Annotated in this window: 20 protein-coding genes; 9 read left to right on the forward strand and 11 right to left on the reverse strand. The window is 73.0% G+C overall.

Annotation, left to right across the window (positions count from 1 at the left end; translation table 11 throughout):
- Positions 1–7 precede the first annotated feature (7 nt).
- The 3 genes from IEZ24_RS22175 to IEZ24_RS01040 all read left to right on the forward strand — a co-directional run bounded on the left by IEZ24_RS22175 (position 8) and on the right by IEZ24_RS01040 (position 3,462).
- Entirely contained in the window at positions 8–1,462 is a 1,455-nt protein-coding gene (locus IEZ24_RS22175; RefSeq protein ID WP_165356161.1) for an O-antigen ligase family protein, read from the forward strand.
- A gap of 7 nt (positions 1,463–1,469) precedes the next feature.
- On the forward strand, positions 1,470–2,429 hold the full coding sequence (locus IEZ24_RS01035) for a glycosyltransferase (protein ID WP_165356160.1): 960 nt from the start codon (positions 1,470–1,472) through the stop codon (positions 2,427–2,429).
- A 385-nt stretch (positions 2,430–2,814) separates the two neighbouring features.
- Positions 2,815–3,462: a hypothetical protein gene (locus tag IEZ24_RS01040; protein ID WP_129456344.1), complete on the forward strand. Its 648-nt coding sequence runs from the start codon at positions 2,815–2,817 to the stop codon at positions 3,460–3,462.
- On the opposite strand, the gene IEZ24_RS01045 is transcribed toward IEZ24_RS01040, so the two are convergent.
- The 6 genes from IEZ24_RS01045 to IEZ24_RS01070 all read right to left on the reverse strand — a co-directional run bounded on the left by IEZ24_RS01045 (position 3,437) and on the right by IEZ24_RS01070 (position 9,323).
- Positions 3,437–4,672 (reverse strand): class I SAM-dependent methyltransferase, encoded by a 1,236-nt coding sequence (locus IEZ24_RS01045; protein WP_129456343.1) that lies wholly within the window; start codon positions 4,670–4,672, stop codon positions 3,437–3,439. The genes IEZ24_RS01040 and IEZ24_RS01045 overlap by 26 nt on opposite strands.
- A complete protein-coding gene (locus IEZ24_RS01050) occupies positions 4,653–5,306 on the reverse strand; it encodes a PIG-L deacetylase family protein (RefSeq protein ID WP_129456342.1) in 654 nt (217 codons plus the stop codon). Before IEZ24_RS01050 ends, IEZ24_RS01045 begins: the two co-directional genes overlap by 20 nt.
- A complete protein-coding gene (locus tag IEZ24_RS01055; protein WP_224744650.1) occupies positions 5,303–6,157 on the reverse strand; it encodes a sugar phosphate nucleotidyltransferase in 855 nt (284 codons plus the stop codon). The genes IEZ24_RS01050 and IEZ24_RS01055 overlap by 4 nt, the downstream gene beginning before the upstream one ends.
- Positions 6,154–7,386, reverse strand: coding sequence for a class I SAM-dependent methyltransferase (locus IEZ24_RS01060; protein WP_129456341.1), 1,233 nt, complete (start codon positions 7,384–7,386; stop codon positions 6,154–6,156). The genes IEZ24_RS01055 and IEZ24_RS01060 overlap by 4 nt, the downstream gene beginning before the upstream one ends.
- The gene (locus IEZ24_RS01065; protein ID WP_242498567.1) at positions 7,383–8,411 is read right to left on the reverse strand and encodes an NAD-dependent epimerase/dehydratase family protein; all 1,029 of its coding nucleotides are present in this window, start codon (positions 8,409–8,411) and stop codon (positions 7,383–7,385) included. The genes IEZ24_RS01060 and IEZ24_RS01065 overlap by 4 nt, the downstream gene beginning before the upstream one ends.
- Positions 8,412–8,621: 210 nt before the next feature.
- Positions 8,622–9,323 carry a polysaccharide deacetylase family protein gene (locus IEZ24_RS01070; protein WP_165356159.1) on the reverse strand — a complete coding sequence of 234 codons (702 nt, stop codon included), beginning with the start codon at positions 9,321–9,323 and terminating at the stop codon, positions 8,622–8,624.
- 229 nt (positions 9,324–9,552) lie between these two features.
- Between IEZ24_RS01070 and IEZ24_RS01075 the strand changes: the two genes are divergently transcribed.
- Positions 9,553–11,007: a glycosyltransferase family 4 protein gene (locus IEZ24_RS01075; protein WP_129456338.1), complete on the forward strand. Its 1,455-nt coding sequence runs from the start codon at positions 9,553–9,555 to the stop codon at positions 11,005–11,007.
- Here the strand turns inward: IEZ24_RS01075 and IEZ24_RS01080 are convergent.
- On the reverse strand, positions 10,968–11,954 hold the full coding sequence (locus IEZ24_RS01080) for an endonuclease/exonuclease/phosphatase family protein (protein WP_165356158.1): 987 nt from the start codon (positions 11,952–11,954) through the stop codon (positions 10,968–10,970). The genes IEZ24_RS01075 and IEZ24_RS01080 overlap by 40 nt on opposite strands.
- Positions 11,955–12,066: 112 nt before the next feature.
- On the opposite strand from IEZ24_RS01080, the gene IEZ24_RS01085 reads away from it, so the two are divergent.
- The 5 genes from IEZ24_RS01085 (at position 12,067) to IEZ24_RS01105 (ending at position 17,036) form a co-directional block, all read left to right on the forward strand.
- The gene (locus tag IEZ24_RS01085; protein ID WP_129456336.1) at positions 12,067–12,993 is read left to right on the forward strand and encodes a glycosyltransferase family 2 protein; all 927 of its coding nucleotides are present in this window, start codon (positions 12,067–12,069) and stop codon (positions 12,991–12,993) included.
- Positions 12,994–13,165: 172 nt separating this feature from the next.
- On the forward strand, positions 13,166–14,026 hold the full coding sequence (locus IEZ24_RS22180; protein WP_207206893.1) for a hypothetical protein: 861 nt from the start codon (positions 13,166–13,168) through the stop codon (positions 14,024–14,026).
- The gene (locus tag IEZ24_RS01095) at positions 14,011–15,258 is read left to right on the forward strand and encodes a pyridoxal-dependent decarboxylase, exosortase A system-associated (protein ID WP_242498565.1); all 1,248 of its coding nucleotides are present in this window, start codon (positions 14,011–14,013) and stop codon (positions 15,256–15,258) included. The genes IEZ24_RS22180 and IEZ24_RS01095 overlap by 16 nt, the downstream gene beginning before the upstream one ends.
- 40 nt (positions 15,259–15,298) lie before the next feature.
- The gene (locus IEZ24_RS01100; RefSeq protein ID WP_129456335.1) at positions 15,299–15,601 is read left to right on the forward strand and encodes an acyl carrier protein; all 303 of its coding nucleotides are present in this window, start codon (positions 15,299–15,301) and stop codon (positions 15,599–15,601) included.
- Position 15,602: 1 nt separating this feature from the next.
- The gene (locus IEZ24_RS01105) at positions 15,603–17,036 is read left to right on the forward strand and encodes an AMP-binding protein (protein WP_129456334.1); all 1,434 of its coding nucleotides are present in this window, start codon (positions 15,603–15,605) and stop codon (positions 17,034–17,036) included.
- 54 nt (positions 17,037–17,090) lie between these two features.
- Here IEZ24_RS01105 and IEZ24_RS01110 read toward each other — a convergent pair whose 3' ends face one another.
- The 4 genes from IEZ24_RS01110 to IEZ24_RS01125 form a co-directional block, all read right to left on the reverse strand.
- On the reverse strand, positions 17,091–18,638 hold the full coding sequence (locus tag IEZ24_RS01110; RefSeq protein ID WP_129456333.1) for a sugar transferase: 1,548 nt from the start codon (positions 18,636–18,638) through the stop codon (positions 17,091–17,093).
- 321 nt (positions 18,639–18,959) lie between these two features.
- Entirely contained in the window at positions 18,960–20,822 is a 1,863-nt protein-coding gene (gene asnB / locus IEZ24_RS01115; RefSeq protein WP_129456332.1) for an asparagine synthase (glutamine-hydrolyzing), read from the reverse strand.
- On the reverse strand, positions 20,819–21,502 hold the full coding sequence (locus IEZ24_RS01120) for a response regulator transcription factor (protein ID WP_129456331.1): 684 nt from the start codon (positions 21,500–21,502) through the stop codon (positions 20,819–20,821). The genes asnB and IEZ24_RS01120 overlap by 4 nt, the downstream gene beginning before the upstream one ends.
- Positions 21,486–22,160, reverse strand: coding sequence for a sensor histidine kinase (locus IEZ24_RS01125; RefSeq protein WP_129456330.1), 675 nt, complete (start codon positions 22,158–22,160; stop codon positions 21,486–21,488). The genes IEZ24_RS01120 and IEZ24_RS01125 overlap by 17 nt, the downstream gene beginning before the upstream one ends.
- Positions 22,161–22,775: the final 615 nt, after the last annotated feature.

Here is a 22,775-nt window from a genome sequence, read left to right on the forward strand (position 1 = left end):
GCTCGTCGTGCCGTTCTCACTTGGTGTCGGGGCGGTCGCACTGGGAGGATTCGCGATCCTGCCCTTCACCGACCTGCTGCCGGGCCGCGCGGCCGCGGCGTTGCTCGTGCTCGGCCTGATCGTCGGCCTGCTCACTCTTTCGGCGAGGGACGCGTGCTCGGTGCTCACCTGGCTGTTGGTGCTGCTCTTCCTCGTGCCGCAGCCCTTCGTCCTCGTCGGGCCGCTGAAGTCGGTGGGCAGCCCTGCCGGGCTGGTGGCACTGGGCGCCCTTGCCATCTGGGCAGCCTCGCGGGTCCTGGGTCTCATCGAAGCGCCGGAGCTGCACCCCGTGCGCTGGGCACTGCTTGGCTTCTCCGTGGCGGCCCTCGCGTCGTACGGGGCGGGTCTGACGCGCGACCTGACCACCGGCGAGGCGGCGAGCATGGATCGCGTCGTCTTCCAGCACCTCGCGTTCCTGGGCGTCGGGCTGCTGGCAGTCGACGGCCTGGGAAGTCGGGAACGCATCACGACCCTTCTCCAGCGCCTCGTCCTGCTCGGCGGCGTGGCTGCCTTCATCGGGATCCTCGAGTTCGTGTTCTCAGGGTTCGACTTCCGCAGCCTGATGCTCCTGCCTGGGCTGACGACGAGTGCGGAGCTGGACTCCTACAGCCGTTCCGGATTCGACAGGATCGCAGCGGGAGCGTCGCACCCCATTGAGTTCTCGGTCGTGACAGCGGCACTCGTACCGCCGGCCATGCACTTCGTCATCCACGCGCAGTCGGGTCGCTGGAAGTACTGGCTGGCGCTGATCGCGCTGCTGGCCGCGGTGCCGATGAGCATCAGCCGGTCCGGCTTCCTGACCTTGGCCGTCGGGGTGGTCTTCTATGCGGCGGTGCTGACCAACCGGGGTCGGTTCAACGTCCTCGTGCTGGGCGTCATCGGTCTCGGCGTCTTCCGGGCGATGGTGCCGGGGCTGCTCGGCACGGTGCGGAGCCTGTTCCGGGACGCTGACACCGACCCCAGCATCTCGGGGCGAACGGAGGACTACGCAGCCATCCCGAGCCTCATGCAGGACCACTGGTGGATCGGTCGCGGCACCGGGACTTTCGTGCCGGACGTGTACTTCTTCCTCGACAACCAGTACCTGGCCACGCTGCTGCAGGGCGGACTCGTGGGCCTGGTCGCCTTCGTGTCACTGCACGTCGTCGGCTTGGGGGTGGCGCGCGGCGTGCGACGACGCGGCACGGACGCGGCGCTTCGCAGCGAGGGACAGGCGCTGGCGGCCACCATCGCGGCCGTCGGGGTCGCGTCCCTCTTCTACGACGCCTTCAGCTTCAGGCAGAGTGCCTTCTTGCTGATGCTGGTCGTCGGCTGCGCAGGCGCGCTCTGGTCCATCGTCCGCGACCTGCCCAAGGTGCACGACGATCACATCCGCGAGCAGGAACCCGACCTCGAGCCCGAGCGCAACCATGCCCCCGTCTGAGGTCCAGGTGTCGCGGCTCACCAAGATGGGCGATAGCTCCGGCTTCAGGGACGGCAGCAAGGGCGGCTACGACCAGGATCACAGTGGCGAGCACCCGCGATCGCCCAAGGGGCCAGGAGGCGAGATGGCGGTCGCGAGCGTGATCATCCCGGCACACAACGAGGCCAGCTCGATCGTTCGATGCCTTTCGGCCCTGCGGGACGGGACTTCCCCTGGTCAGCTCGAGGTGATTGTCGTGTGCAACGGCTGCACCGACGACACGGCTCAGGTGGCCCGGCGCGCCGATCCCCGGGTCCGTGTCATCGAGATCGACATGCCCTCAAAGAGCGAGGCGGTCCGGGTCGGCAACGCGTCCACCACCCTGTTCCCGCGGGTGCACGTCGACGCCGACATCGAGCTCTCCGGCACAGCGCTGCTGGCCCTGATCGAACCGATCCGAAGGGGCGAAGCGCTTGCCACCGCCCCCGTGCGCAACATCCCGCTCGCCGGATGCTCACGATGGGTGAGGTGGTACTACGACGTCTGGGTGGCGCTGCCGCAGGTGCAGGCGGGTCTCTTCGGTCGCGGCGTGGTCGCGCTCTCGGCGCCGGCCCAGGCTCGGGTCGAACACCTGGCGGGCATGATGAGCGACGACCTCGGACTGTCCGACGAGTTCGACCATGCCGAACGCAGGGTCGTCGCCGGAGCGGTGGCCGTCGTGCGCCCGCCGCGGACGCTCAGCGACCTGCTCAAGCGTCGGGTGCGCGTGGCAACCGGCAACGTGCAGGCCGCCCGCATGGGCGCACGGCGGGACTCGTCGAGGACGACGCTGCGAACCCTGCTCCGCGTCGCGGTCGCTCAACCGGGCGTCGCGGTCCGTCTCCCGGTGTTCGTGACGGTCTGGGCCATCGCCACCGTCCGAGCCCGCGGAGCAGTCCGATCGGGGGACTTCGAGACCTGGCAGCGCGACGAGAGCTCGCGTACCTGACAGGTGCGACGGCCGTGATCGATGGTGTTGTTGTGACTCGTGAGACGGCGGACGACACATTTTGGGGATGCCATGGGTCGACCTTCGTGATCACATAGGGCGGTTGTCCCCCAACCCCCGGAGAGCTTCGACTGTGATCCGTCACGCCAAGTCCTTGTCCCTACGTCCCACCTCCACCGCAGCGGTCCTGGTCTCTGGACTACTGGCCATGTTCTTGCTGATCGGTCCGCCCGCCCACACGGTGGATGTCCGATCACAACGTGCGTCCGCGCCGGACGTACGCCCATCCGGCTCGGCACCCGACCCGGCTCTCGCCCCCTGCCGGATGAAGCCGAACAACGGCAACACCGGAGCGAGCGGCAAGCTGCGCGCCTCGAATCGCACCGTGCTGGGGGACGGCGCTCGGCTGAGGAACGCCCATGTCTCCGAGCTCATGATCACCGGGACCGACGTGCGGGTCGAGAATGTTCGCGTCGACGGCGCCCTCGACATCTTGGGCGAGAACGTGAGGCTCAAGCGAATCAGCGCTCCCGGCGTCGGGATCACCGGTGCGACCGACGTCGTGGTCGCGCGGGCGAACATCGGGTACAGCACCCAGGACTCCATCCACATCAACTCCGACGGTGACCGCTACACCCGCGACGTTGTCCTGCGCTACAACTACATCCATCATCCGGTCAACACGCCGGAGTCCCACTACGACGCCACTCAGGTCCGCGACATCGACACGCTCGTCATCAGGTGCTCGACCTACCAGATGGGCCCGTACGACGAGGCGTACAACGCCAACATCTACTTGGAGAACACCGTGCGTGGCGTCTCGAACGTGACGCTGGCACGGAACTGGCTCTACGGCTCGCTCTTCGGCGTGATGGTCTCTGCTGATAGTGCTCGGATCATCGGCAACAAGTTCGGCGGCGACATCCACTACGGGTACTGCTACCTCAGCTCTGAGGGCGGGGACATCGTCACCCGCGACAACACCAAGGTTCCCGAAGGTCGGAAGATCAACCTCTGCGGGCTGGGGAAGTGAGCGGACGCACCGCGCCGAGCGCGACCAGGGTCGCACCGGGGCTCAGCCGGTCGAGGTCGGCGCGGATCTCGTCGAGGTAGACCGGGTTCATGGCCACCACGAGGCCGGCCGGGTCGTCCGCCAGGGTGGCGGGAGCCAGGATCGGGTGACCGGTGCCGGCGACGTACTTGCCGGCGAGGTGGGGGTTGACGTCGACGACGGCGTCCACGAGCCCGGCGGTCGGTCCGAGGGCGTGGAGGAACGCCGTCCCCTTGGAGCCGGACCCCCACACGACCACCCGTCCGGAGCGGGCGTGGTCCTCGATGGTCCGGGCGAGCGACTCGACCTGGCCCCGTGCGGCCGCACGGAAGCCGACGGCCGCGCGGACGAGCCGGTCGAGGTCGGCGTCCGGGAGCCGCATCGGCCGCGGGCGCCCGGTGGGCAGGGCCTCGACGAGGAGGTACTGGTCGCCGTAGGCGAGGGTCGCGGAGCGGACCACGAAGCCGGAGGACTCGAAGAGCTCGACGGCGACCTCGCGGGTCAGGTAGTTGCAGTGCTCGTGGTAGACGTCCCAGAAGGCGCCCTCGGCGAGGATCCGCCCGGCCTCGGGGAGCTCGACGAGCACGGGCACGTCCGGGCGCTCCGCCAGGCCGTGGCGCAGCGCGCGCAGGATGGCGCCGGGGTCGTCGACGTGCTCGAGCACGTGGCGCATGGCGACCGCGTCCACCGACGACAGGTCGGTGTCGGCGTCGTACGTCTCGGCGACGAGGGTGACGCGCGGGTCGGGCTCGCCGAAGCGGAGGGGGTCGACCGTCGGGTCCATGGCCAGCACCCGGCCGGCGCCGGCGGCGGCGAGCAGGCGGCTGAAGTCGCCACGTCCCGCGCCGACCTCGAGCACCGTGCGGCCGCGGAGGTCCCAGTCGTCGACCCAGTGCGCGGCGAGCCCGCGCGCGTAGTCGAGGAAGGTGGTGGAGAAGGCCTGGGAGTCCTCGTAGCGGGCGCTGTAGGCCATGTCCTGCTCACCGAAGCGCCGGTTGGTCATCGCGCCGCAGCCGCGGCACAGCACGACCGCCAGGGCGCCCGAGGCGATCGCGACCGCCTCGGCCCGGCTGTCCATGACCAGGCAGCTGTGCACCGGGACGCTGGCCACCTCGTGCAGCGGCTCGCCCCCGGGGCGCCCGCAGACCGGGCACGGGCGTACGTCGAGCGGGTCAGGCGCCGGGTCCGACAAGGTCGAGCCTCGCCTTCTCGATGAGGAAGCCCTCGGCGTACGGCGCGCGGCACTCCACGCCACGGAGCTTCATCAGCGCGAGGAAGGTCTCGTCCTCCCACCAGTCGCGGCCGACCTGCGAGGGGTAGACCTTGGTGAGCAGCTCGGCCTTGAGCCGCGCCCGGGCGGCGTCGAGGGGCACGTAGTGGGTGACGCGACCCAGGTCGCCGTCCCACTTGGGGATCTCGTAGTGCAGGACGAGGGAGTCGCGCCAGACCGTCGGCACCAGCTCGGCCAGCAGCCGGTGGTCCTGGTGGCTGTCGTCGCGACGGGGCGCGAGGACCAGGTCGGGTGCGGGATGCGCGCGCGCCGCGTCCTCGAGGACGTCCTTCACCTCCGACCAGTGGTCCGGCAGCCGTGAGTCGGGCAGCTGCCCGAACGTGACCCCTGACCCGGCGCCGTTGAACGCCTCCGCGGCGGCCTCGGCCTCGAGCTGTCGTTCGGCGGAGCCGGTCAGGACCAGGCTGTGCACCTCCACCCCGGGCCGCTCCCGGAGCGCCAGCAGGGTCCCGCCGCACCCGATCTCGACGTCGTCGGGGTGGGCGCCGACCGCCACGACCTGCAGCGGGCCGGCGGGGAGGTGCAGGTCCCTCACGTCGTCGCCACCAGCCGCGGCGCGGGCACCGGCACGTCGACCGGTTCGGGGGCGGGCGCGACCGCGTGCTGGGCGGGTCGGCGCCACAGCGCCCACGGGCTCTCGCCGGACCAGTAGAGCGCCTCGAGCGAGGCGCGCTCCTTGAGCGTGTCCATCGGGCGCCAGAAGCCGTCGTAGGGGATCGCGAGGAGCCGGCCGGCCTGCGCGGCCCGCACGCACGCGTCCGTGACGAGGTCGTCGCCCTCCTCGAGGTAGTCGAAGATCCCCTGTCGGAAGACGAAGAACCCGCCGTTGACCCGCAGCGGCAGGTCCTCGGCCGAGCGGAACCCCGAGACGCGGTCGTCCTCGTCGGTCATCACCACGTGGAAGGAGCCGGGCGGCCGGATCGCCAGCAGCGAGCCGACGGCGTCCGACGCGGCGAGCCGGGCGACGAGCTGGTCCATGGGGGCGTCGGTGAGGACGTCGCCGTAGTGGGCCAGGAACATCTCGTCGTCGCCGAGGTGCCGGCGCACCCGCCGCAGCCGCTCGCCGATCTCGGTGGTGAGGCCGGTGTCGACGAAGGTGATCCGCCACTCGCTGATGTCGCTGCTGAGCAGCTCCACGTCGCGCCCGCCGCCGGAGAGGACGAAGTCGTTGCTCGCGGTCTCCTGGTAGTTGAGGAAGTAGTCCTTGACGTGCTGGCCGCCGTAGCCGAGGCAGAGCACGAACTCCGTGTGCCCGAAGTGCGCGTAGTAGCGCATGATGTGCCACAGGACCGGCCGGTCGCCGACGGTCATCATCGGCTTGGGGCGGGGGTCGTCCCCCGAGCGCATGCGCATCCCCATGCCTCCGCAGAACAGGACGACCTTCATCCGATCACCTCCAGGGTCGGGAGGGGGAAGACGAGGCGCGCCCCCCACTCGCGGGTGTGTGCCAGCTGGGCGGTGATCTCCTCGCGGAGGTTCCACGGCAGCACGACGATGTAGTCCGGGCGCTCGCGGTCGAGGTGCTCGGGCTCGTGGATCGGGATGTGCGTGCCCGGCAGGAACTTGCCGTGCTTGAACGTGTTGCGGTCCACGGTGAACGAGATGAGGTCCTGGCGCACCCCGGCGTGGTTGAGCAGGGTGTTGCCCTTGCCCGGGGCACCGTACGCCGCGACGGAGGCGCCCTCGCGGGAACGCTCGATGAGGAACTGCACCAGGTCGTTGCGCGCGGTCGCGACCGAGCGGGCGAACCCGTCGTGTCCCTCGACCGTGTGCAGGCCGGCCGCCTCCTCGTCGGCGAGGATCTTGGCGACCGCGTCGCTGGGCGCCCCGGCCGACGCGGTGGGCACCGACCACGTCCGCAGCGAGCCGCCGTGCGTCGACAGCTCCTCGACGTCGACGACCGTGAGCCCGGCGGCCTCCAGCACCCGCTGCGTGGTGAGCAGCGAGAGGTAGGAGTAGTGCTCGTGGTAGATCGTGTCGTAGAGGTTGCCCTCGATGAGCCGCAGCAGGTGCGGGATCTCGATGGTGACCGTGCCGGACTCGCCGGCCAGGACGCGCAGGCCCGTGGCGAAGTCGACGATGTCGGGCACGTGGGCGAACACGTTGTTGGCGGCGACGAGGTCGGCGCTGCCGTGCCGCTCGACGAAGTCGCGGGCGGTCGACTCGCCGACGAAGGCGACGGTGGTCTCGATGCCCTTCGCTCGCGCGGCCTCGGCGACGTTGGCGGCCGGCTCGATGCCGTGGCAGCGGATGCCGCGGGCCTGCACGTGCTGGAGCAGGTAGCCGTCGTTGCTGGCCACCTCCACCACGAAGGAGTCCTCGTCCAGCCGGAGCCGTGCGGCGGCGTCCTCCACGTAGCGACGGGCGTGCTCGACCCACGACTCGCTGAAGGACGAGAAGTAGGCGTAGTGGCTGAAGATGTCCTCCGCCGCGATGTAGGCGGGCAGCTGCACCAGCAGGCAGCTCTCGCAGATGCGCACGTTGAGCGGGTAGAACGTCTCGCCGCGGTCCAGCTCGTCGGCGGACAGGTAGCTCTCGCAGGGCGGGGACATGCCGAGGTCGACGAAGGTCCGGCGCAGCTCGGCGCCGCAGAGCCGGCAGGCGGGCAGGCTCATGACGCCACCTCCACCCGGTCGCCGAGGCGCAGGTCCGGTGTCATCCGGCCCTCCGTCTGGAGCTCGCGGATCCGGGCCAGCCGGACGAAGCGGGGTCCTTCGAAGTCCTCCGCCGCGAGACCGCGCTCGGCCATGTCGGCGGAGAGCTCGGCGATGCCGTCGGGGATGGTCCACGCCGGCACGAAGCCCGGCAGCAACCGTCCGATCTTGGTGAAGTCGACGCGGTAGTCACGGGTGTCGGGGCCGGCACCCTCGGCGAAGGTCACCGGCACGTCCATGGCCCGGGACACGGCGTTGGCGATGTCGCGGACCTGCACGACGTCCTCGTCGCGGCCCACGTTGAACGCCTGGTCGTGCACGACCTCGACCGGAGCCGCGAGGACGGCCGCGAAGGCGCGGGCGATGTCCTCGGCGTGGACCAGCGGACGCCACGGCGAACCGTCGCTCTGCAGCTCCACCTTGCCGCGGGTGAACGCGGTGCCGGTCAGGTTGTTGACGACGATGTCGGCGCGCAGCCGCGTGGAGGAGCCGTACGCCGTCGCGTTGCGCATGTAGGTCGGGCTGAAGTCGCCGTCGGCGAGGGCGGAGATGCCCTCCTCGGCCAGGACCTTGCTCTCGCCGTAGGGCGTGACCGGTCGGAAGGGGGCGTCCTCGTCGACGACCCCGTCGCCGGCCGCGCCGTACAGCGAGCAGGACGAGGCGAAGAGGAAGCGCCCCACGCCGGCGGCCTTCGCCACGCGGGCGGTGTGGACCGCGCCCCGCGCGTTGACCGAGAAGGTGGCGTCGGGGTTGAGGTGCCCGATCGGGTCGTTGGAGATCGCGGCGAGGTGTGCCACCGCGTCGAAGCCGCGGAGGTCCGCCGGGCCGGCGTCGCGCACGTCGCCGGTGCGCTGCTCGTAGTCGGTGAACGGCCGGCCGAAGTCGCAGCCGTCGTACCACCCTGCGTCCAGCCCGACCACGTCGTGGCCGGCGGCCAGGAGGTGCGGCACCATCACGGAGCCGAGGTAGCCCCGGTCTCCCGTCACCAGCACCCTCATGGCGCACCCGCAGCCGTCGTCGCGCCGATCGTCGTCATCGTCATGCTCACCGTCCCCCAGATCACTGCCGGATGTCTTCCCCACTGCGCGACCGCACGGGCCCCGCGGATGGCCTCACCTTCGTGCAGCCGGGAAGGGCCCGCGCGGATCGGGGACGGACATACCACCGACTGGGTACTCGACCGGTGACGCGACGCGTCAGCGCAGTCGCTTGACGAGGGACGCAGCGGCGTTCCGCACCCGGCGGGCGGGGGCGGTGGAGGCCAGCAGCCTGGCCTGCAGCGAGGCGGCGGTGTCGTCCGCGCGCACGCTGAACCGCGGCTGGAGCCACGCCCCGGGGCGGGCCGGGCGCTGGTCGCTCACGTTCACCTCGGCGCAGCCGCCGGATCGCAGCAGCGCGAGCGTGTGCCGGTCGTAGCGCCCGAGCGGCGCCGCGGCGCGGTCCACCCGGCGGCCGAGGAGGTCCTCGAGCGCGTGGCGGGGCGCGAGGATCTCCTCACGTGCCTCCTCGCCCCGCAGCCCGGCCCACGGCCGGTGGGTCAGGCCGTGGGTGCCGACGTCCATCCCGGCGGCCAGGAGCTCCTCGAGCCCACTCACCGACGTGCTCCAGGCGTCGCCGATCCGGTCGACGACGGGGAAGAAGGTGGCGAGCACACCGCGCTCGACCAGCGCCGGCAGCACGACGTCGACGTCGGAGCGGTTGCCGTCGTCGAACGAGAGGGCCACCTGCGGGGACTGTGCCACCCAGTCGAGGATCTCGAGGAGCTGGTCGCGACCCACCCAGTAGCCCGCCTCCCCGGGCTCCCGCTCGTGCGTCGGGACACCGACGCCGTGGAAGCAGAGGGTGAAGGGCAGGTCGGGCCCGCGCGTGGTGCTGGGTCCCTGCGTCGTCACGGTCACTGGACCGACGCTAGGGCGGCCGCCGACGCGTCTGGCGGCGGCGGGCACGTACGTCCCCTGCTTGGGGCATATCGACGCGGCTCGCGTCGCGGCCACCGTCCGCGTTCCTACGCTCCGGGCCAGTGATGGCTCGAGGGGGAGTGTCGATGGCCGGGTACGGAGGCCGCGCGGTGCAGCGCGACGGGACGTGGGACGGGACGTGTCGCGAGACGTGCGGAGGGATCGCCGGATGAGCAGGGCGCGAGGAGTGCACCCGTCGGCCAGGCACGTCCTGGTGGTCGTGCAGAACCTGCCGGTGCCCCTGGACCGCCGGGTCTGGCTGGAGTGCCAGGCCCTGCGCGCGCACGGCTACGACGTGAGCGTCATCTGCCCCAAGGGCCCGGGCGACCCGGCACGGCAGGTGATCGACGGCGTCCACATCTACAAGTACCGTCCGCCGCCCGAGGCGCGCGGGCTGCTGGGCTACGCCCTCGAGTTCGTCTACTGCTGGGTGCGCACGGCGCTGCTCAGCCGCACCGTGTGGCGGCGCCAGCCCTTCCAGGCGCTCCAGGCGTGCAACCCGCCCGACACCTACTGGTTGCTGGCGAGGTGGTGGAAGCGCCGCGGCGTGCGGTTCGTCTTCGACCACCACGACCTCAACCCCGAGCTCTTCCGGTCCCGCTTCGGCGACCCGCGCTCGTTGCGCGAGCGCTGCGAGATGTGGGCGCTCACGTGGCTCGAGCGGCAGACCTTCCGCACGGCCGACCGGGTCATCTCGACCAACGAGTCCTACCGCAACGTCGCGCTGACGCGGGGCGGCTGCGTGCCCGGCACCGTGAAGGTGGTCCGCAGCGGACCCGACACGACCGCGATGCGCCCGCTCGTCCCGGAGGAGCGGCCGGCGGACGCGCCGTACACCCTCGCCTACCTCGGCATCATGGGCCCGCAGGACGGCGTGGACACCGTCCTGGACGTGATGGAGGAGCTGGTGCGCACGCGCGGTCGTCGCGACGTGCGCGCGGTGCTCATGGGCTTCGGCGACTGCCTCGAGCAGCTGCGGGCCGACTGCACCGCCCGCGGGCTCGACGACGTCGTGACGTTCACCGGGCGGGTCGACCGCGCCCAGATCGCCGAGCACCTCAGCACCGCCGACCTCGGGCTGTGCCCGGACGCGAAGTCGCCGCTCAACGACGTGTCGACGATGAACAAGACGATGGAGTACATGGCCTACGGGCTCCCGTCGGTGTGCTTCGACCTCATCGAGACCCGGGTCTCGGGCGGTGACACCGTCCTCTACGCCCCGGCGGGGGACGTCACGGCCTTCACCGACCACGTCGAGCGCCTCCTCGACGACGAGGAGCTGCGCGTCGGGCTCGGCCTGCGGGCCAGGCAGCGGGTCTGCGACGTCCTGGACTGGCGGCAGCAGGCCGAGGTCTACGTGTCGGTGTTCCGCGACCTGCTCGGGCCGGTCGTGCAGGCGCCCCGCCCGCGTGCCGCCGCGGACGCCGTCCTTCCCGTCCGCGACGCGGACCGCGACGAGCTCGGCCGGGCGTACGTCGACCTCGACGACCCTGCGGCGTTGGAGGCGTTCGTGCGTGACCGCGGCCGGCGCCGTCGCGCCGAGGTGCTGCGGCCGGCGCCGGTCCCGCCGGAGGTGCGGGTGCCTCAGCCGGCCACGGAGACCGTGGCCAGCACCGCCCTGTGATCTGCCCCCCGCAGGTCGAGGGTCCGTGACGACGTCGCCACCAGCCGTGGCGACGTCAGCACGTGGTCGATCGCCGCGAACGCGGGCACCGTCAGGCCGAGGCGGCGCTGGTGCGACCCGGACGGCCAGGTCGGCGACCAGCCGGCGTTGGCCTGCACCGCGGAGTCGCTGAAGCCGAGGTCGACGAGGCGTCGCACCGGTGCGTGCGCGAGGGTGGCGTTCAGGTCCCCGGCCACGACGACGGCCCGGTCGGCGTCGGCGCGCACCCGCGCGAGCGCCGTACGGACCTGCTCGTGGTCGTCGCGCCACGCATCGGGGTCGTAGGGCGGCCGGGTGTGCACGGCGGCGATCGTCACGGCCCCGAGTCCGGGTGCCTCCAGCTCGACCAGCCGGCTCGCGGACCCGGCGTGGAGCAGCTCGGTCCCCGTGACCGGGATCCGGCTCAGCACGACCGCACCGCCCTCGCCGATCCCTGCCGAGTGGGGCAGCAGCTCCTCCATCCCCGCCTCCAGGAGCGGGTCGACGCGGCCGCTGTCGGCGTCGGTGAGGACCAGGACGTCGACGTCCTCGTCGCGCACCAGCCCGACCAGCGCCGCCGGGTCGCCGTACTCGAAGTTCTGCGCCAGCACCACCAGCGACGCAGGCCCGCCGACCGGCCGCGAGCCGGCGTACGACGGTGCCAGCCACCAGGCGTGCACCGTCACCAGGCACACGGCGGCGACCAGCGAGACGACGACAGCGCGCCGTGGCCCGCCCAGGGCGCGGAGCACGAGGGCCACCAGCAGGGCCGCCCCGGCGAGAGGGAGGCCGAGGGGGCTGAGGGACGCCAGCTCGATGAGCCGTCTGGCCCCGGGGTCCCCGACGCGCACCGCGGCGAGCAGGAGCGAGCCAAGCAGCAGGCCGACCACCGCCAGCGAGGCGACCGCCGACGCCCAGCGCCCCGGCATGGTGCCTCCCGTCCCCGGCGAGCAGTGGCCCGAGCCTAGGGGCTCGGCCCCCGCCCGGTCTTCGCCCATTTCGGGGGCGAGGTGCCCCGACGGTCGAACCTAGGATGACCGCATGTCCGGGGGTCGCACCGACGAGGTCGTCGTCGTGGTCGTGACCTACGAGAGCGCCGCGCTCGTCGCCGACCTCGTGGACTCCCTCCCGGTCGGCATGGGCGAGGTGCCGTGGCGGCTCGTCGTGGTCGACAACGCCTCGAGCGACGGCACGGTCGAGCGGGTGCGCGCGCTCGCTCCCGACGCCGTGGTGGTGGAGATGGGGCGCAACGCCGGGTACGCCGCCGGGATCAACGCCGGCGCGCGGCACGCCCGCGCCGACCAGGCGCTGCTGGTGCTCAACCCGGACGTACGCCTCGCGCCGGGCTGCGTGCCCGCCCTCCTGGGCGCGCTCGACATGCCAGGGGTGGGGGTGGCCGTGCCGCGGCTGGTGGACGGCGACGGCGTGCTGGTCCCGTCGATGCGGCGCGAACCCACCCTCCTGCGTGCCGTGGCCGACACGGTCCTGGGGGCGTCCCGGGCCGGCGGCATCGCCACGCTGGGCGAGGTGGTGACCGCACCGGGGGAGTACGAGCGGAGCCAGCCCACCGACTGGGCGGAGGGGTCGACGCAGCTGATCAGTGCCGAGTGCTGGGCGCGCTGCGGACCCTGGGACGAGAGCTTCTTCCTCTACTCCGAGGAGACCGACTTCCACCTGCGGGTCCGCGACGCCGGCCTCACCACCTGCTACGTGCCCACCGCCATGGCCGTGCACCTCGGCGGGGACTCGACCTCCTCGCCACGGCTGTGGTCGATGCTCGTGGCCAACCGGGTCAAGCTGTTCTCCGGCCGCAACGGTCCCGTCCGCTCGGCCGCGTTCTGGGTCGCCCTGCTCCTGCGGGAGGCGAGCCGCGCGGCCCTCGGGCGGGCCACGTCACGTCGCGCGGTCCGGACGCTGCTGAGCCCGGCGGCGCTGCGCGCCCCCCGAGGTCCCGAGTGGGGAGCCTGACGGCACCAACCGTCCCCCGACTTGGGTATGCGCAGCCGCGCGGGCGTCCCGCGTCGCTCGCGCGACCTACGATCCGAGCATCCGCCGACGGGGTTCGTCACGTGGTCGCCACGGGGGACCGGCAGGGGACGGCAGGGGGCCGGCGCCGGCGTACGGAGTGAGGGGAGGCACGGTGGGGGCACGGCTGTCACCGATCATGTCCGCGGACGTGCCCGATGTGGCGCGCTTCCTCACCGAGCACCTGAACCACCGGGTGCCCGCCGAGCGGTGGACGCGGGCCCTGTCCGTGCCCTGGGCCAGCGAGCAGCCCAACCACGGGTTCCACCTGCGTGACGCCGACGGGGCGGTCGTCGGGGCCTACCTCGCCTACTACTCGCAGCAGCCCGTCGACGGACGCCTCGAGCGGTTCTGCAACCTGGGCGCCTGGTGCGTCCTGCCGGACCACCGTGCGCAGGGCGTCCGGCTGCTGACCCGCCTGCTGGGCCAGGAGGGCTACCACTTCACCGACTTCTCGCCGAGCGGCAACGTCGTGGAGCTCAACCGGCGGCTGAAGTTCGTCGACCTCGACACGACCACCGACCTCCTCGCCAACGCGCCGCTGCCGGCACGGCCGGGCGCGGCGCAGGTGAGTGCCGACCCCGACACGCTGCTCGGCAGCCTGTCGCCCGACGAGCTCGCGCTCTACCGCGACCACCGCCGTGCCGCGGCGGCACGGCACCTGGTCGTCCGCACGCCGCGCGAGCACTGCTACGTCGTGTTCCGCCGCGACACCCGCAAGCGCGTACGCGCCTTCGGGTCGGTCCTCCACGTCAGCAACCCCGAGCTCTTCCGCGCCGAGGCCGGCCGGGTCGCGACGCACCTGCTGACCCGGCACGGCATCGCCGCCACGCTGGTCGAGCGCCGGGTGTCGGGCGGCCCGCTGCGCCGGGCGACGGCCCTGTCCCGCCCCCGGCCCAAGATGTTCCGGAGCCCGTCCCTCGCGCCCGAGCAGGTGCACTACCTCTACAGCGAGCTCACGTGCCTGGCGTGGTGAGCGGGCCCGGGTCGGTGCACGCCGACCTCGACCCCGCGACCGACGGCGGCGAGCTCCTCGTCGGGGGCGTGCCCCTGTCCCGCCTCGCGCAGCGCGTGGGCAGCACGCCGTTCTTCGCCTACGACCGCGAGCTGCTCACCCAGCGCGTCGCGCGGCTGCGGGCCGCGATGCCGGACGACCTGGAGATCAGCTACGCCGTCAAGGCGAACCCGATGCCGGCCCTGGTGCAGCACCTGAGCCGGGTCGTCGACTCGCTCGACGTCGCCTCCGGTGCCGAGATGCGCCTGGCCCTCGACACCCCGCTCCCGCCGGGGATGGTGAGCTTCGCCGGTCCCGGCAAGTCGGTGGCGGAGCTGTCGCAGGCCGTCGCCGCCGGGGTCGTGGTGGAGGTCGAGTCGCCCCTCGAGGTCGACCGCATCACCGCGATCGGCGAGGAGACCGGGATCCGTCCGGTCGTCGCCCTGCGACTCAACCCCGACTTCGAGGTCAAGGGCTCGGGCATGCGCATGGGCGGGGGAGCGCAGCAGTTCGGCGTCGACGTCGAGGAGGCGCCCCGGCTGCTGAAGGAGATGGAGGCCCGGGGGCTGGACCTGCGCGGCTTCCACGTGTTCGCCGGGTCGCAGAACCTGCACGCCGACATCCTCGCCGAGGCCCAGCGTCGCACCGTCGACCTGGTGCTGCGGATGGCCGACGAGATGACCGCGGAGCCGACCTACGTCAACCTCGGCGGCGGCCTCGGCATCCCCTACTACGAGAAGGACCGTGCGCTCGACCTCGGCGCCGTCGGCGACAACCTCGAGGAGCTGATGCGCTCGCTCGTACGTCCCCGGCTGCCGGGGGCGCGCGTCCTGCTCGAGCTCGGTCGCTACATCGTCGGGGAGGCGGGCGTCTACGTCACCCGCGTCGTGGACCGCAAGGAGTCCCGCGGCACGACCTTCCTCGTGGTCGACGGCGGGATGCACCACCAGCTGGCCGCGTCCGGCAACTTCGGGCAGGTGATCCGCCGCAACTACCCCATCGCCGTCGGCACCCGGATGGACCAGGGCGACGTCGAGACCGTCCAGGTCGTGGGGTGCCTCTGCACCCCGCTGGACCTGCTCGGCGACAAGGTGCGGCTGCCGCGCGGCGAGGTGGGCGACCTCGTCGTCCTCTTCCAGGCCGGGGCCTACGGCCACACCGCCAGCCCCACCGCCTTCCTCAGCCACCCGGCGCCGCTGGAGGTGCTGGTGTGAGGACTCACAGCCACCCGGACATGCACGAGAGAGGCACGAGATGACGCACGAGACGACCCGCGAGGCGGTCGCCGCCCGGACGCTGGACCGGCCCGCGGCCCACCCGACCGAGGAGGCACTGGCCGGGCTGCTGGCCGAGCTGCTCGGCGGGGACCCCGGCCGGTACGCGCCCGACACCGAGCTGTTCGGCAGCCTGCCCGAGCTCGACTCTCTCGCCCTCGTCGAGCTGATCACCGCGATCGAGGAGCGGTTCGGCTTCGAGCTCGACGAGGACGACATCACCGCGGAGGTCTTCGGGACGGTCGAGTCGCTCGCCGCCCACGTCGACGCCTGCACGGCCTGACATGCACGCGCTGTCCGAGCTGGTGCGCGCCTCGGCGGCGCGTGCCCCGGCCAGCGTGGTGGCGGACTCGCGCTCCTCCCTCACCCTCGCCGACGCGCTGCGGGAGGCGGAGGACGTCGCCCGCGCGATCGCTCGTACGTCGCCGCGGGAGCGGCCGCTCGTGGCGGTCGTCCTGCCCGGCTCGGTGGCCACCGTGACCCACCTGCTGGCGGCCGTGCTGGGCGACCACACGGTGTGCTTCCTCGACCCGGGCGCCGGTCCGCGCACCGACGCGGTCCTCGACGCGCTGGACCCCGACGTGGTGGTCGACGCGAGCGGGGTGCACCCGCGTCCTGCCGACCCCGCACGGCCCGACCCCGTCACGGCGGGCTACGTCGCGATGTCGTCGGGGACCACCGGCACCGGCGCCAAGGGGGTGCTGACGTCGTGGGCGTGCCTCGCCGACTTCCTGCCCCACGGCGCGGAGGCCCTCGACCTCGACTCCGCGGCCCGGTGGGCCGAGCCCACCCACCCGTCGTACGACCTCGCGCTCACCAACTGGCTGCTGGCGCTGGCCGCCGGCGCGTCGCTGCACGTGTCGGGCTCCCTCGCCGACCGGGTGCGCCCGCTGGCCTTCCTGGCCCGCCGGGAGGCGACGCACGTCCGCCTGGCACCGGGCTACGTCGACCTCGCCGCGACGGAGGCCGGGCGCGGGGCCCCGTGCGAGGTGCGCGTCTGGGGCTCGGGCGGCGACCGGCTCAGCCCGGCGCAGGCCAGGACGGTGCTCGGCCTGGGCCGCGCCACCCTCGTCAACACCTACGGCACGAGCGAGACCGGCGGCTTCGCCAGCGCCGCGGCGTACGCGTCCCCCGACGAGGTGCGCGCCCGCGACGGGTCGGTGTCCGTCGGCCGCGGACGGGTGGGGCCCTGGCGGGTGGGCCTGGTCCGGGACGAGAAGGACGCAGGGGAGGACACGGTGGGGGACGACGCGGTGGGGGAGGACGAGGTGCTCGCCATCCACTCGCCCCACGTGGGCGACGGCTACCTCTTCGGCGGGCACGGCCAGGACTACCCCCGGTGGGAGCCCGGCCGCGTCGTGACCGGCGACCGCGGGGTCGTGGCGGACGGCGAGGTCTACTGCCTGGGCCGGGTGGGCCGGCTGGTCAAGCGCAGCGCAGGCTTCGTGAACCTCGACGACGTCGACACCGCGATCCGCGACGTGCGCGGCATCGTCAGCTACACCGTCGCCACGCGCGGCGGGTCCCTCGTCACGCTCGTGGAGGGCGACGGCCACCCCCTGACGGCGGTGCGCGAGGACCTGGCGACCCGCGTCGCGCCGGGCGTGCTGCCGGACCGGCTCGTCCCGGTGCGCGCCCTGCCCCGCCTGGGCAACGGCAAGACCGACCAGGCCGGCGCGGTGCGGCTCGCGGAGCGCGCCCTGGGGCAGGCGGACTGAGAACCGACGACCCGCTGAGCGGGGACCGATCCCGTCCGCTCGCCGGTCAGCCGGTCAGTACGCGCCGCGACTCGACACGACGGCCCGCAGCGTGCGGACCATGATCGCCAGGTCCATCCCCAGCGACCAGTTCTCGACGTAGCGCACGTCCAGGCGCACCGACTCGGCCCAGGAGAGGTCCGAGCGGCCGGACACCTGCCACAGTCCGGTCATGCCTGGCTTGACGACCAGGCGGCGCCGCGGGTCCACGTCGTAGCGCGCGACCTCGTCCGGCAGCGCGGGCCGCGGGCCGACGAGCGACATCTCCCCGCGCACCACGTTCCACAGCTGGGGCAGCTCGTCGAGGCTGGTGCGGCGCAGCCAGCGGCCGACCCGGGTGATGCGAGGGTCCTGCTGGATCTTGAAGAGCACCCCGTCGGCCTCGTTGCACGCGACCAGGTGGGCGCGGTCGGCGTCGGCGGAGGTCGACATCGACCGGAACTTGTACATCGTGAACAGCCGGCCGTCGCGTCCCACGCGTTCCTGGCGGTAGATCGCCGGGCCGGGGGAGTCGAGGCGGACCATGAGGCCGAGGGCGAGCATGACGGGCAGCAGGAGCACCATCCCCACGATCGAGGCGACCCGCTCCACGACCTCCTTGACCCACCGCCGCGGCCCACGCAGGGCGGCGGGGACGACGTGCACGAGGTTCAGGCCTCCCGAGGCGAGCACCCGGGCCCGGCCGGGGGTGACGTCGATGAGGCCGGTGCCGACGCAGAGCTCGGCGCCCACGGCCGCGACGGCCCAGTGCAGCCGGCGGACCTCGGCGGCGGCCAGCCGGGCGCCCGGCAGCACGACGACGGCGTCCGCTCGGTGACCGTCGGCCACCTCGGCGGCGGCGCCGAGCCCGACGTACGTCGGCAGGTCGCCCAGAGGGACCTTCGACGCCCGGGTCACGCAGGCGGCGACCACCTCGTGGTGACCGGCCAGCTCCAGCTCCAGCATCGCCTCGCGGACGTCCCGCGGCCGGCCGGCGAGGACCAGCCGGGGCCGGTGTCGTCGGGTGACGAGCAGGGCGTGCGCAGTGCTCGCCATGGCGAACATCGCGACCAGCTGCGCCAGCATCAGCGGGTCGGCCAGCGGACCGGTGGCGGCGCCGAGCCACGGGGTGAGCGCGAGCACGAGGACACAGGTGCGTACGCCGGTCCAGGCTGCCGACCAGGCACGCCTGCCGCGGCTCTCGCCCAGCGACTGGCCGCGGTAGTGGCCGGCGACCAGGAGCAGGAGCGGCCACGCGGTGGCGGCTGCCACCGCGAGCTCGAGCTCGAGCGTCTCGAGGGCGAGCCCGGTTGCTCCCGCCACGGCCAGGGCGAGGACGAGGTCGACTCCCAGCACCGGCCAGCTCCGGCGCGCCCGTCGGCGACCGAGCTCCTCGACCGGTACGGCGGGTGCCAGGTCGGCGGGCGCCGGGTCGGCGGGTGCGGGTTCGACCGGTGCCGGGCTCGTGGCGGCGGCGAGCGGGGCGTCCGAGGGCGTCTGGGGCTCGGTGTCGCGAGGCCGGGGGACGGTGGGGACCAGCGGTGCATCGTCGAGCGACGTGGTGCGGACCGTGGTCTGCGTCATGTGCCCCTCACTCTCGCCTCACGGATCGGACGGAGGACGACCCCCCGACCGTGCTTCGGAGCCTAGGAACGCGGCCTGCGTGCGGCATGCCCTGAATCGGCGAAAGCCGTGCAGTGCCCAAATACCTACTCGTAGGGATGGGCCGCGCGACTGCCCGGACCTACCCTTGAAGAGGTGCACCACGCTGGTTCGCGACGCTCATTCTTCCAGTGATGGTCTGTGTGACCGAGTGGATGGCGAGCAGCCCCACATCTCGCCATGGACGACGAAGCGCACCAGTGGCGGCGGTCGAGGTTCCCCCTCCTCGACCGCCGCGGCACGTCAGGACAGGTGCGCCGTGCTCGCCGCGACCGGGCGTGCCGCTCCCCGCGGTCGGGGGAGGGCGGGGGTCTCGGAGAGGTCGGAGAAGAAGGCCTCGTGCCAGACCTCGAGCGACACGAGCGCCCAGATCCGGTCCTGCTCGTGACCGCCGTGCTCGTGCCTCAGCAGGAGGTCGCGCACGAGCGACTGGTCGAGGGTCTGCGCGATCCACGACCCGGGGCCGGTGAGGCGCTCGCGCACGGTGTCGCGCATGCCGGCGTACCACCAGGACCCGGCGCCGGGCTCGAGCACGCGGCGCTCGATGACCTCGTCGGGCAGCAGCGGACGGGCCGCTTCCCGGAGCACCCAGGTGGTGCACCCGGCACGCACCTTGACCGAGGTCGGCAGCCGGAAGGCCAGCTCGACGAGGTGGTGGTCGAGCAGCGGCAGGCGCACCTCGAGCGAGGCCGCGGTCGACATCCGGTCGAGGCGCTCGAGGACGTCGTCGGGCAGGGTGTGGCGCAGGTCGTGGCGCAGCATCCGGTCGACCGGATCCACCCCGACGCTCGGCGCCGAGCGGCGGTCCCGCGGAGGTGCCTGGCCGAGGAGGCGCCGGCGCTCGGGCGCGGAGAAGGTCGCGCCGAGCCGGCGCTCGACCCGGCGACCGAGTCCCGAGCGGAGGGGCGCGGGCAGGCCGGGCAGTCCGTACGACCGCTCCGCGACGCCCGCCAGCCGGTAGCGCTGGTGCCCGCCGAAGAGCTCGTCGGCGCCTTGCGCGCAGAGGATGGCCGGCACGTGCTCGCCCGCGGCCCGCGCGAGGACGTGGGCGGCGAGGTCCGCCGGGCCGGAGAGCGGGGCGTCGCGGTGCCAGGTCAGGGGGCCCCAGAGCTCGTCGAGGTCGGGCCGGTGCAGGTGCACGTCGTGGTGACGGGTGCCGAGCAGGCGGCTGAGCCGCCCGGTCCGGGCGAGCTCGTCGGGTGCGCCGTCGCCGAAGGCCGGGGAGAACGTGTGCACCGGCTCGTCGCCGCCGAGCTGCTGGGCCTGGGCGACGAGCAGGCTGCTGGCGAGCCCGCCGGTGAGGTTGATGCCCACCGGCGCACCGGGGTCGAGAGCGGAGCGCACCGCCTCGCGCACGCCGTCGCGCACGGCCTCGATCGCGTCGTCCGGTGTCCAGGTCCCGTCCGGGTCGGTGTCCGGCGGTGACCAGTACGCCGTCTCCTCGAGGTGCCCCCCCGGCATGATCGCCACGCGGTGCGCGGGGCGTACCTTCTTCACGCCCTCGAACAGGGTGTCGGGCGCGGGCACGGTGCGGTGCGCGAGGTAGGCGTCGAGGCTGCGGTGGTCCACGCCCGGGCGCGGTCCGAGCACGAGGAGCGCCTTGACCTCGGAGGCGAAGGCGATGCCGCCGGGGACGTGGCGGTAGTGCAGCGGCAGGACGCCGATCCGGTCGCGGACCAGGTGCGTGGTGTCGGTGCGCAGGTCGTGCGCGACGAGGGCGAACTGGCCCTGCAGGCGCTCCACGAAGCTGATGCCCTCGAGCGCGAGCCCCGCGACGACGAGCTCGGCGTCGTCCCGGCTGCGGAACGGGTAGTCGAGGTGGGCGCGCAGGGCGACGTGGTTGCGGACCGCACCGTCGAGGGCCACCACCCACCGCCCGTCGACCGACCGCGCCGGCTGGGGGCTCGGGTCGGCAGCGGGTCCGTCCGGGAGGGGCGAGGCGGCCGGCCTCGACCGGGCCAGGCCGACGTCGGGGCCGAGCCACACGTCGGCCCCGCCGCCGCCCCGGTGGTCCTGGGCGGCTGCCATCTCCTCCAAGGTGTCGCGGGTGAGGCTCGAGGTCCGGGGCGAGAGGGCGCGGATGCCGCTCACTCCCGCGCTGGTCATACGCCGAGCCTCCAGCCGATCTGGTTGGCCATGCCGACCGCGGCCAATTGGGACGACACCTCGAGCTTGTTGAGGATCGACTTCACCTGGGTGCGCACGGTGGCCTCCGACACCACGCTGTCCTGCGAGATGGCGCGCACCGTGCGTCCTTCGATGAGCGCTTCGAGGACCTGGCGCTCACGCGGGGTGAGGCGGTCGAGGCGTCGTCGGATGTCGTCGTCGACCCGGCTCTGGTGCGACCACGCGTCGAGCAGTGACTCGAGCTCCTCCCGGGTGGTCACCGGCAGTCCCTGGTGGAGCCGGCGGACCGTCGACAGCGCCTGCTGCAGCGCGCCGCTCTTGGTCAGCACCTTGCGCGCACCGAGCCGCATGCACTCGCCCCATCGGCCGAGCTCCTGCGACGCCGTCACGACCACGACGTTGACGTGGGCGTGGGCCAGCGGGGAGATCAGGTTGACGCCGTCGCCGAAGCGTCCGAGGTCGAGGTCGAGGATGACCGTCCGCGGGTTGGCGCGCAGTGCCAGCGACCGCAGGGTGGCCATCGAGCCGCCCTCCTCGGGCAGCTCGAGGCGGCGTACGTCGTAGCCCTCGAGCGACAGCGCGAGCTCGAGCGACTCGGCGAAGAGGACGTGGTCGTCGATGATCAGGACGCGGTGGTCGGCCCTAGTAAGTCCATGCACGACGGCTCCCCGGTGCCACGTCGTCGTCCGCGGGCCGGCGGGCGGCCGGCAGCGTGATGACGAACGACGAACCGTTGCCCTCGTGCTCGGCGAGCCGCAGCGACCCGCCGTCCTCGGTCATCAGGCGCTGGGCGAGGTTCAGCCCGATGCCCTCGCCCGGCGAGTCCTCGCCGCGCAGGCCCCAGTCGAAGATGTGGTCGCGCTGCTCCGGCGGGATCCCGCGGCCCTCGTCGCTGACGCGGATGTCGACGGTGTCCTCGTCGCGCCGGACCACCTCGACGACGCTGTGGTCGACGCCGCCGTGCGTGGCCGCGTTGTCGACGAGGATGTTGAGCACCTCGGCCAGCGCGTCGTACCGGCCCTGGACGACGTCACCGGCGCCCCGCACCTCGACGTGGCGGCCCTTGAGCCGCTGGAGCTCCAGGATGGGCTCGAGGGCCTGGTCGAGGTCGATCTCGGCCGTCGGACCCATGCGGCCCGACAGCAGGCGGTCCATCCGGTCGAGCTCGCGGCGCATCGACTCCCACAGCCGTTGCCGGGCCTCCGGCGACACGTCGGGGTTGTCGAGCATCACCGACCCCGAGACCAGCCCGGCCATCGTGCTGCGCAGCTCGTGCAGCAGCTCGCGCTGCTCGCGGGTCGTGCTGCTCTGTGTCACGACCTCGTGACGTGACCCGTACGGGTCCGGGCCCGGGTCGTGGTCGGGCGCCGGGCGCCTGGTCCTCCAGACGAGGTGTGGACGGACGGCGCCGGCGCTGGCCAGCGCTCGTCCGACGAGTGCGCGACCGACGATCCCGGTCGTGGCTCGCGGCGCCGACCACCTGGCCCGCGCACTGATGGCTGAACTGAGCATGGTGCTCCCCCATAGTCATGCGTAATTTTCCTGCTCGCGGACCACGGCCACTCCCCAGCGGCCTGCGACCCGATCACCCCGAGCGAGCAGAACTCCCACCAGCACCTTCGGACTGTTCCCACCGCCTGTCCACCCCTTCGTGCTCCGTACCCCATTTGTGGGAGGTCCGGTCTGGTCCGGAGCCGGGAGGCCTTGCCAAATATTGGTCAAGAACCCCGCAAGGTCGTGGTCAGCGCACGTCCAGCGCAGGCCAAGATGGCCCTGCCGGACAGGCCGTCCGCGCGCGGACGGAACCCGCGGGCGACGGCGGTCCGGGTCCGCCCCGGCGTCGTGCCGAGGAGGGGCCACTGCCCCCGCCGGCCCGGTCGGGCAGGCCGCGTCGGAGGGTCGGTGCGATCCGTCCCCAATTGTGTGCACATT

It is taken from the genome of Nocardioides ganghwensis (assembly GCF_014779655.1).
In the GTDB taxonomy this organism is placed as follows: domain Bacteria; phylum Actinomycetota; class Actinomycetes; order Propionibacteriales; family Nocardioidaceae; genus Nocardioides; species Nocardioides ganghwensis.

Excerpts from the sequence above, each read along its gene's own strand:
- IEZ24_RS01055 (WP_224744650.1), bottom strand. The coding sequence starts at position 6,157 with ATGAAGGTCGTCCTGTTCTGCGGAGGCATGGGGATGCGCATGCGCTCG.
- IEZ24_RS01060 (WP_129456341.1), bottom strand. The coding sequence starts at position 7,386 with ATGAGCCTGCCCGCCTGCCGGCTCTGCGGCGCCGAGCTGCGCCGGACC.
- IEZ24_RS01075 (WP_129456338.1), top strand. The coding sequence starts at position 9,553 with ATGAGCAGGGCGCGAGGAGTGCACCCGTCGGCCAGGCACGTCCTGGTG.
- IEZ24_RS01080 (WP_165356158.1), bottom strand. The coding sequence starts at position 11,954 with ATGCCGGGGCGCTGGGCGTCGGCGGTCGCCTCGCTGGCGGTGGTCGGC.
- IEZ24_RS01085 (WP_129456336.1), top strand. The coding sequence starts at position 12,067 with ATGTCCGGGGGTCGCACCGACGAGGTCGTCGTCGTGGTCGTGACCTAC.
- IEZ24_RS01100 (WP_129456335.1), top strand. The coding sequence starts at position 15,299 with ATGACGCACGAGACGACCCGCGAGGCGGTCGCCGCCCGGACGCTGGAC.
- IEZ24_RS01105 (WP_129456334.1), top strand. The coding sequence starts at position 15,603 with ATGCACGCGCTGTCCGAGCTGGTGCGCGCCTCGGCGGCGCGTGCCCCG.
- IEZ24_RS01110 (WP_129456333.1), bottom strand. The coding sequence starts at position 18,638 with ATGACGCAGACCACGGTCCGCACCACGTCGCTCGACGATGCACCGCTG.
- asnB (WP_129456332.1), bottom strand. The coding sequence starts at position 20,822 with ATGACCAGCGCGGGAGTGAGCGGCATCCGCGCCCTCTCGCCCCGGACC.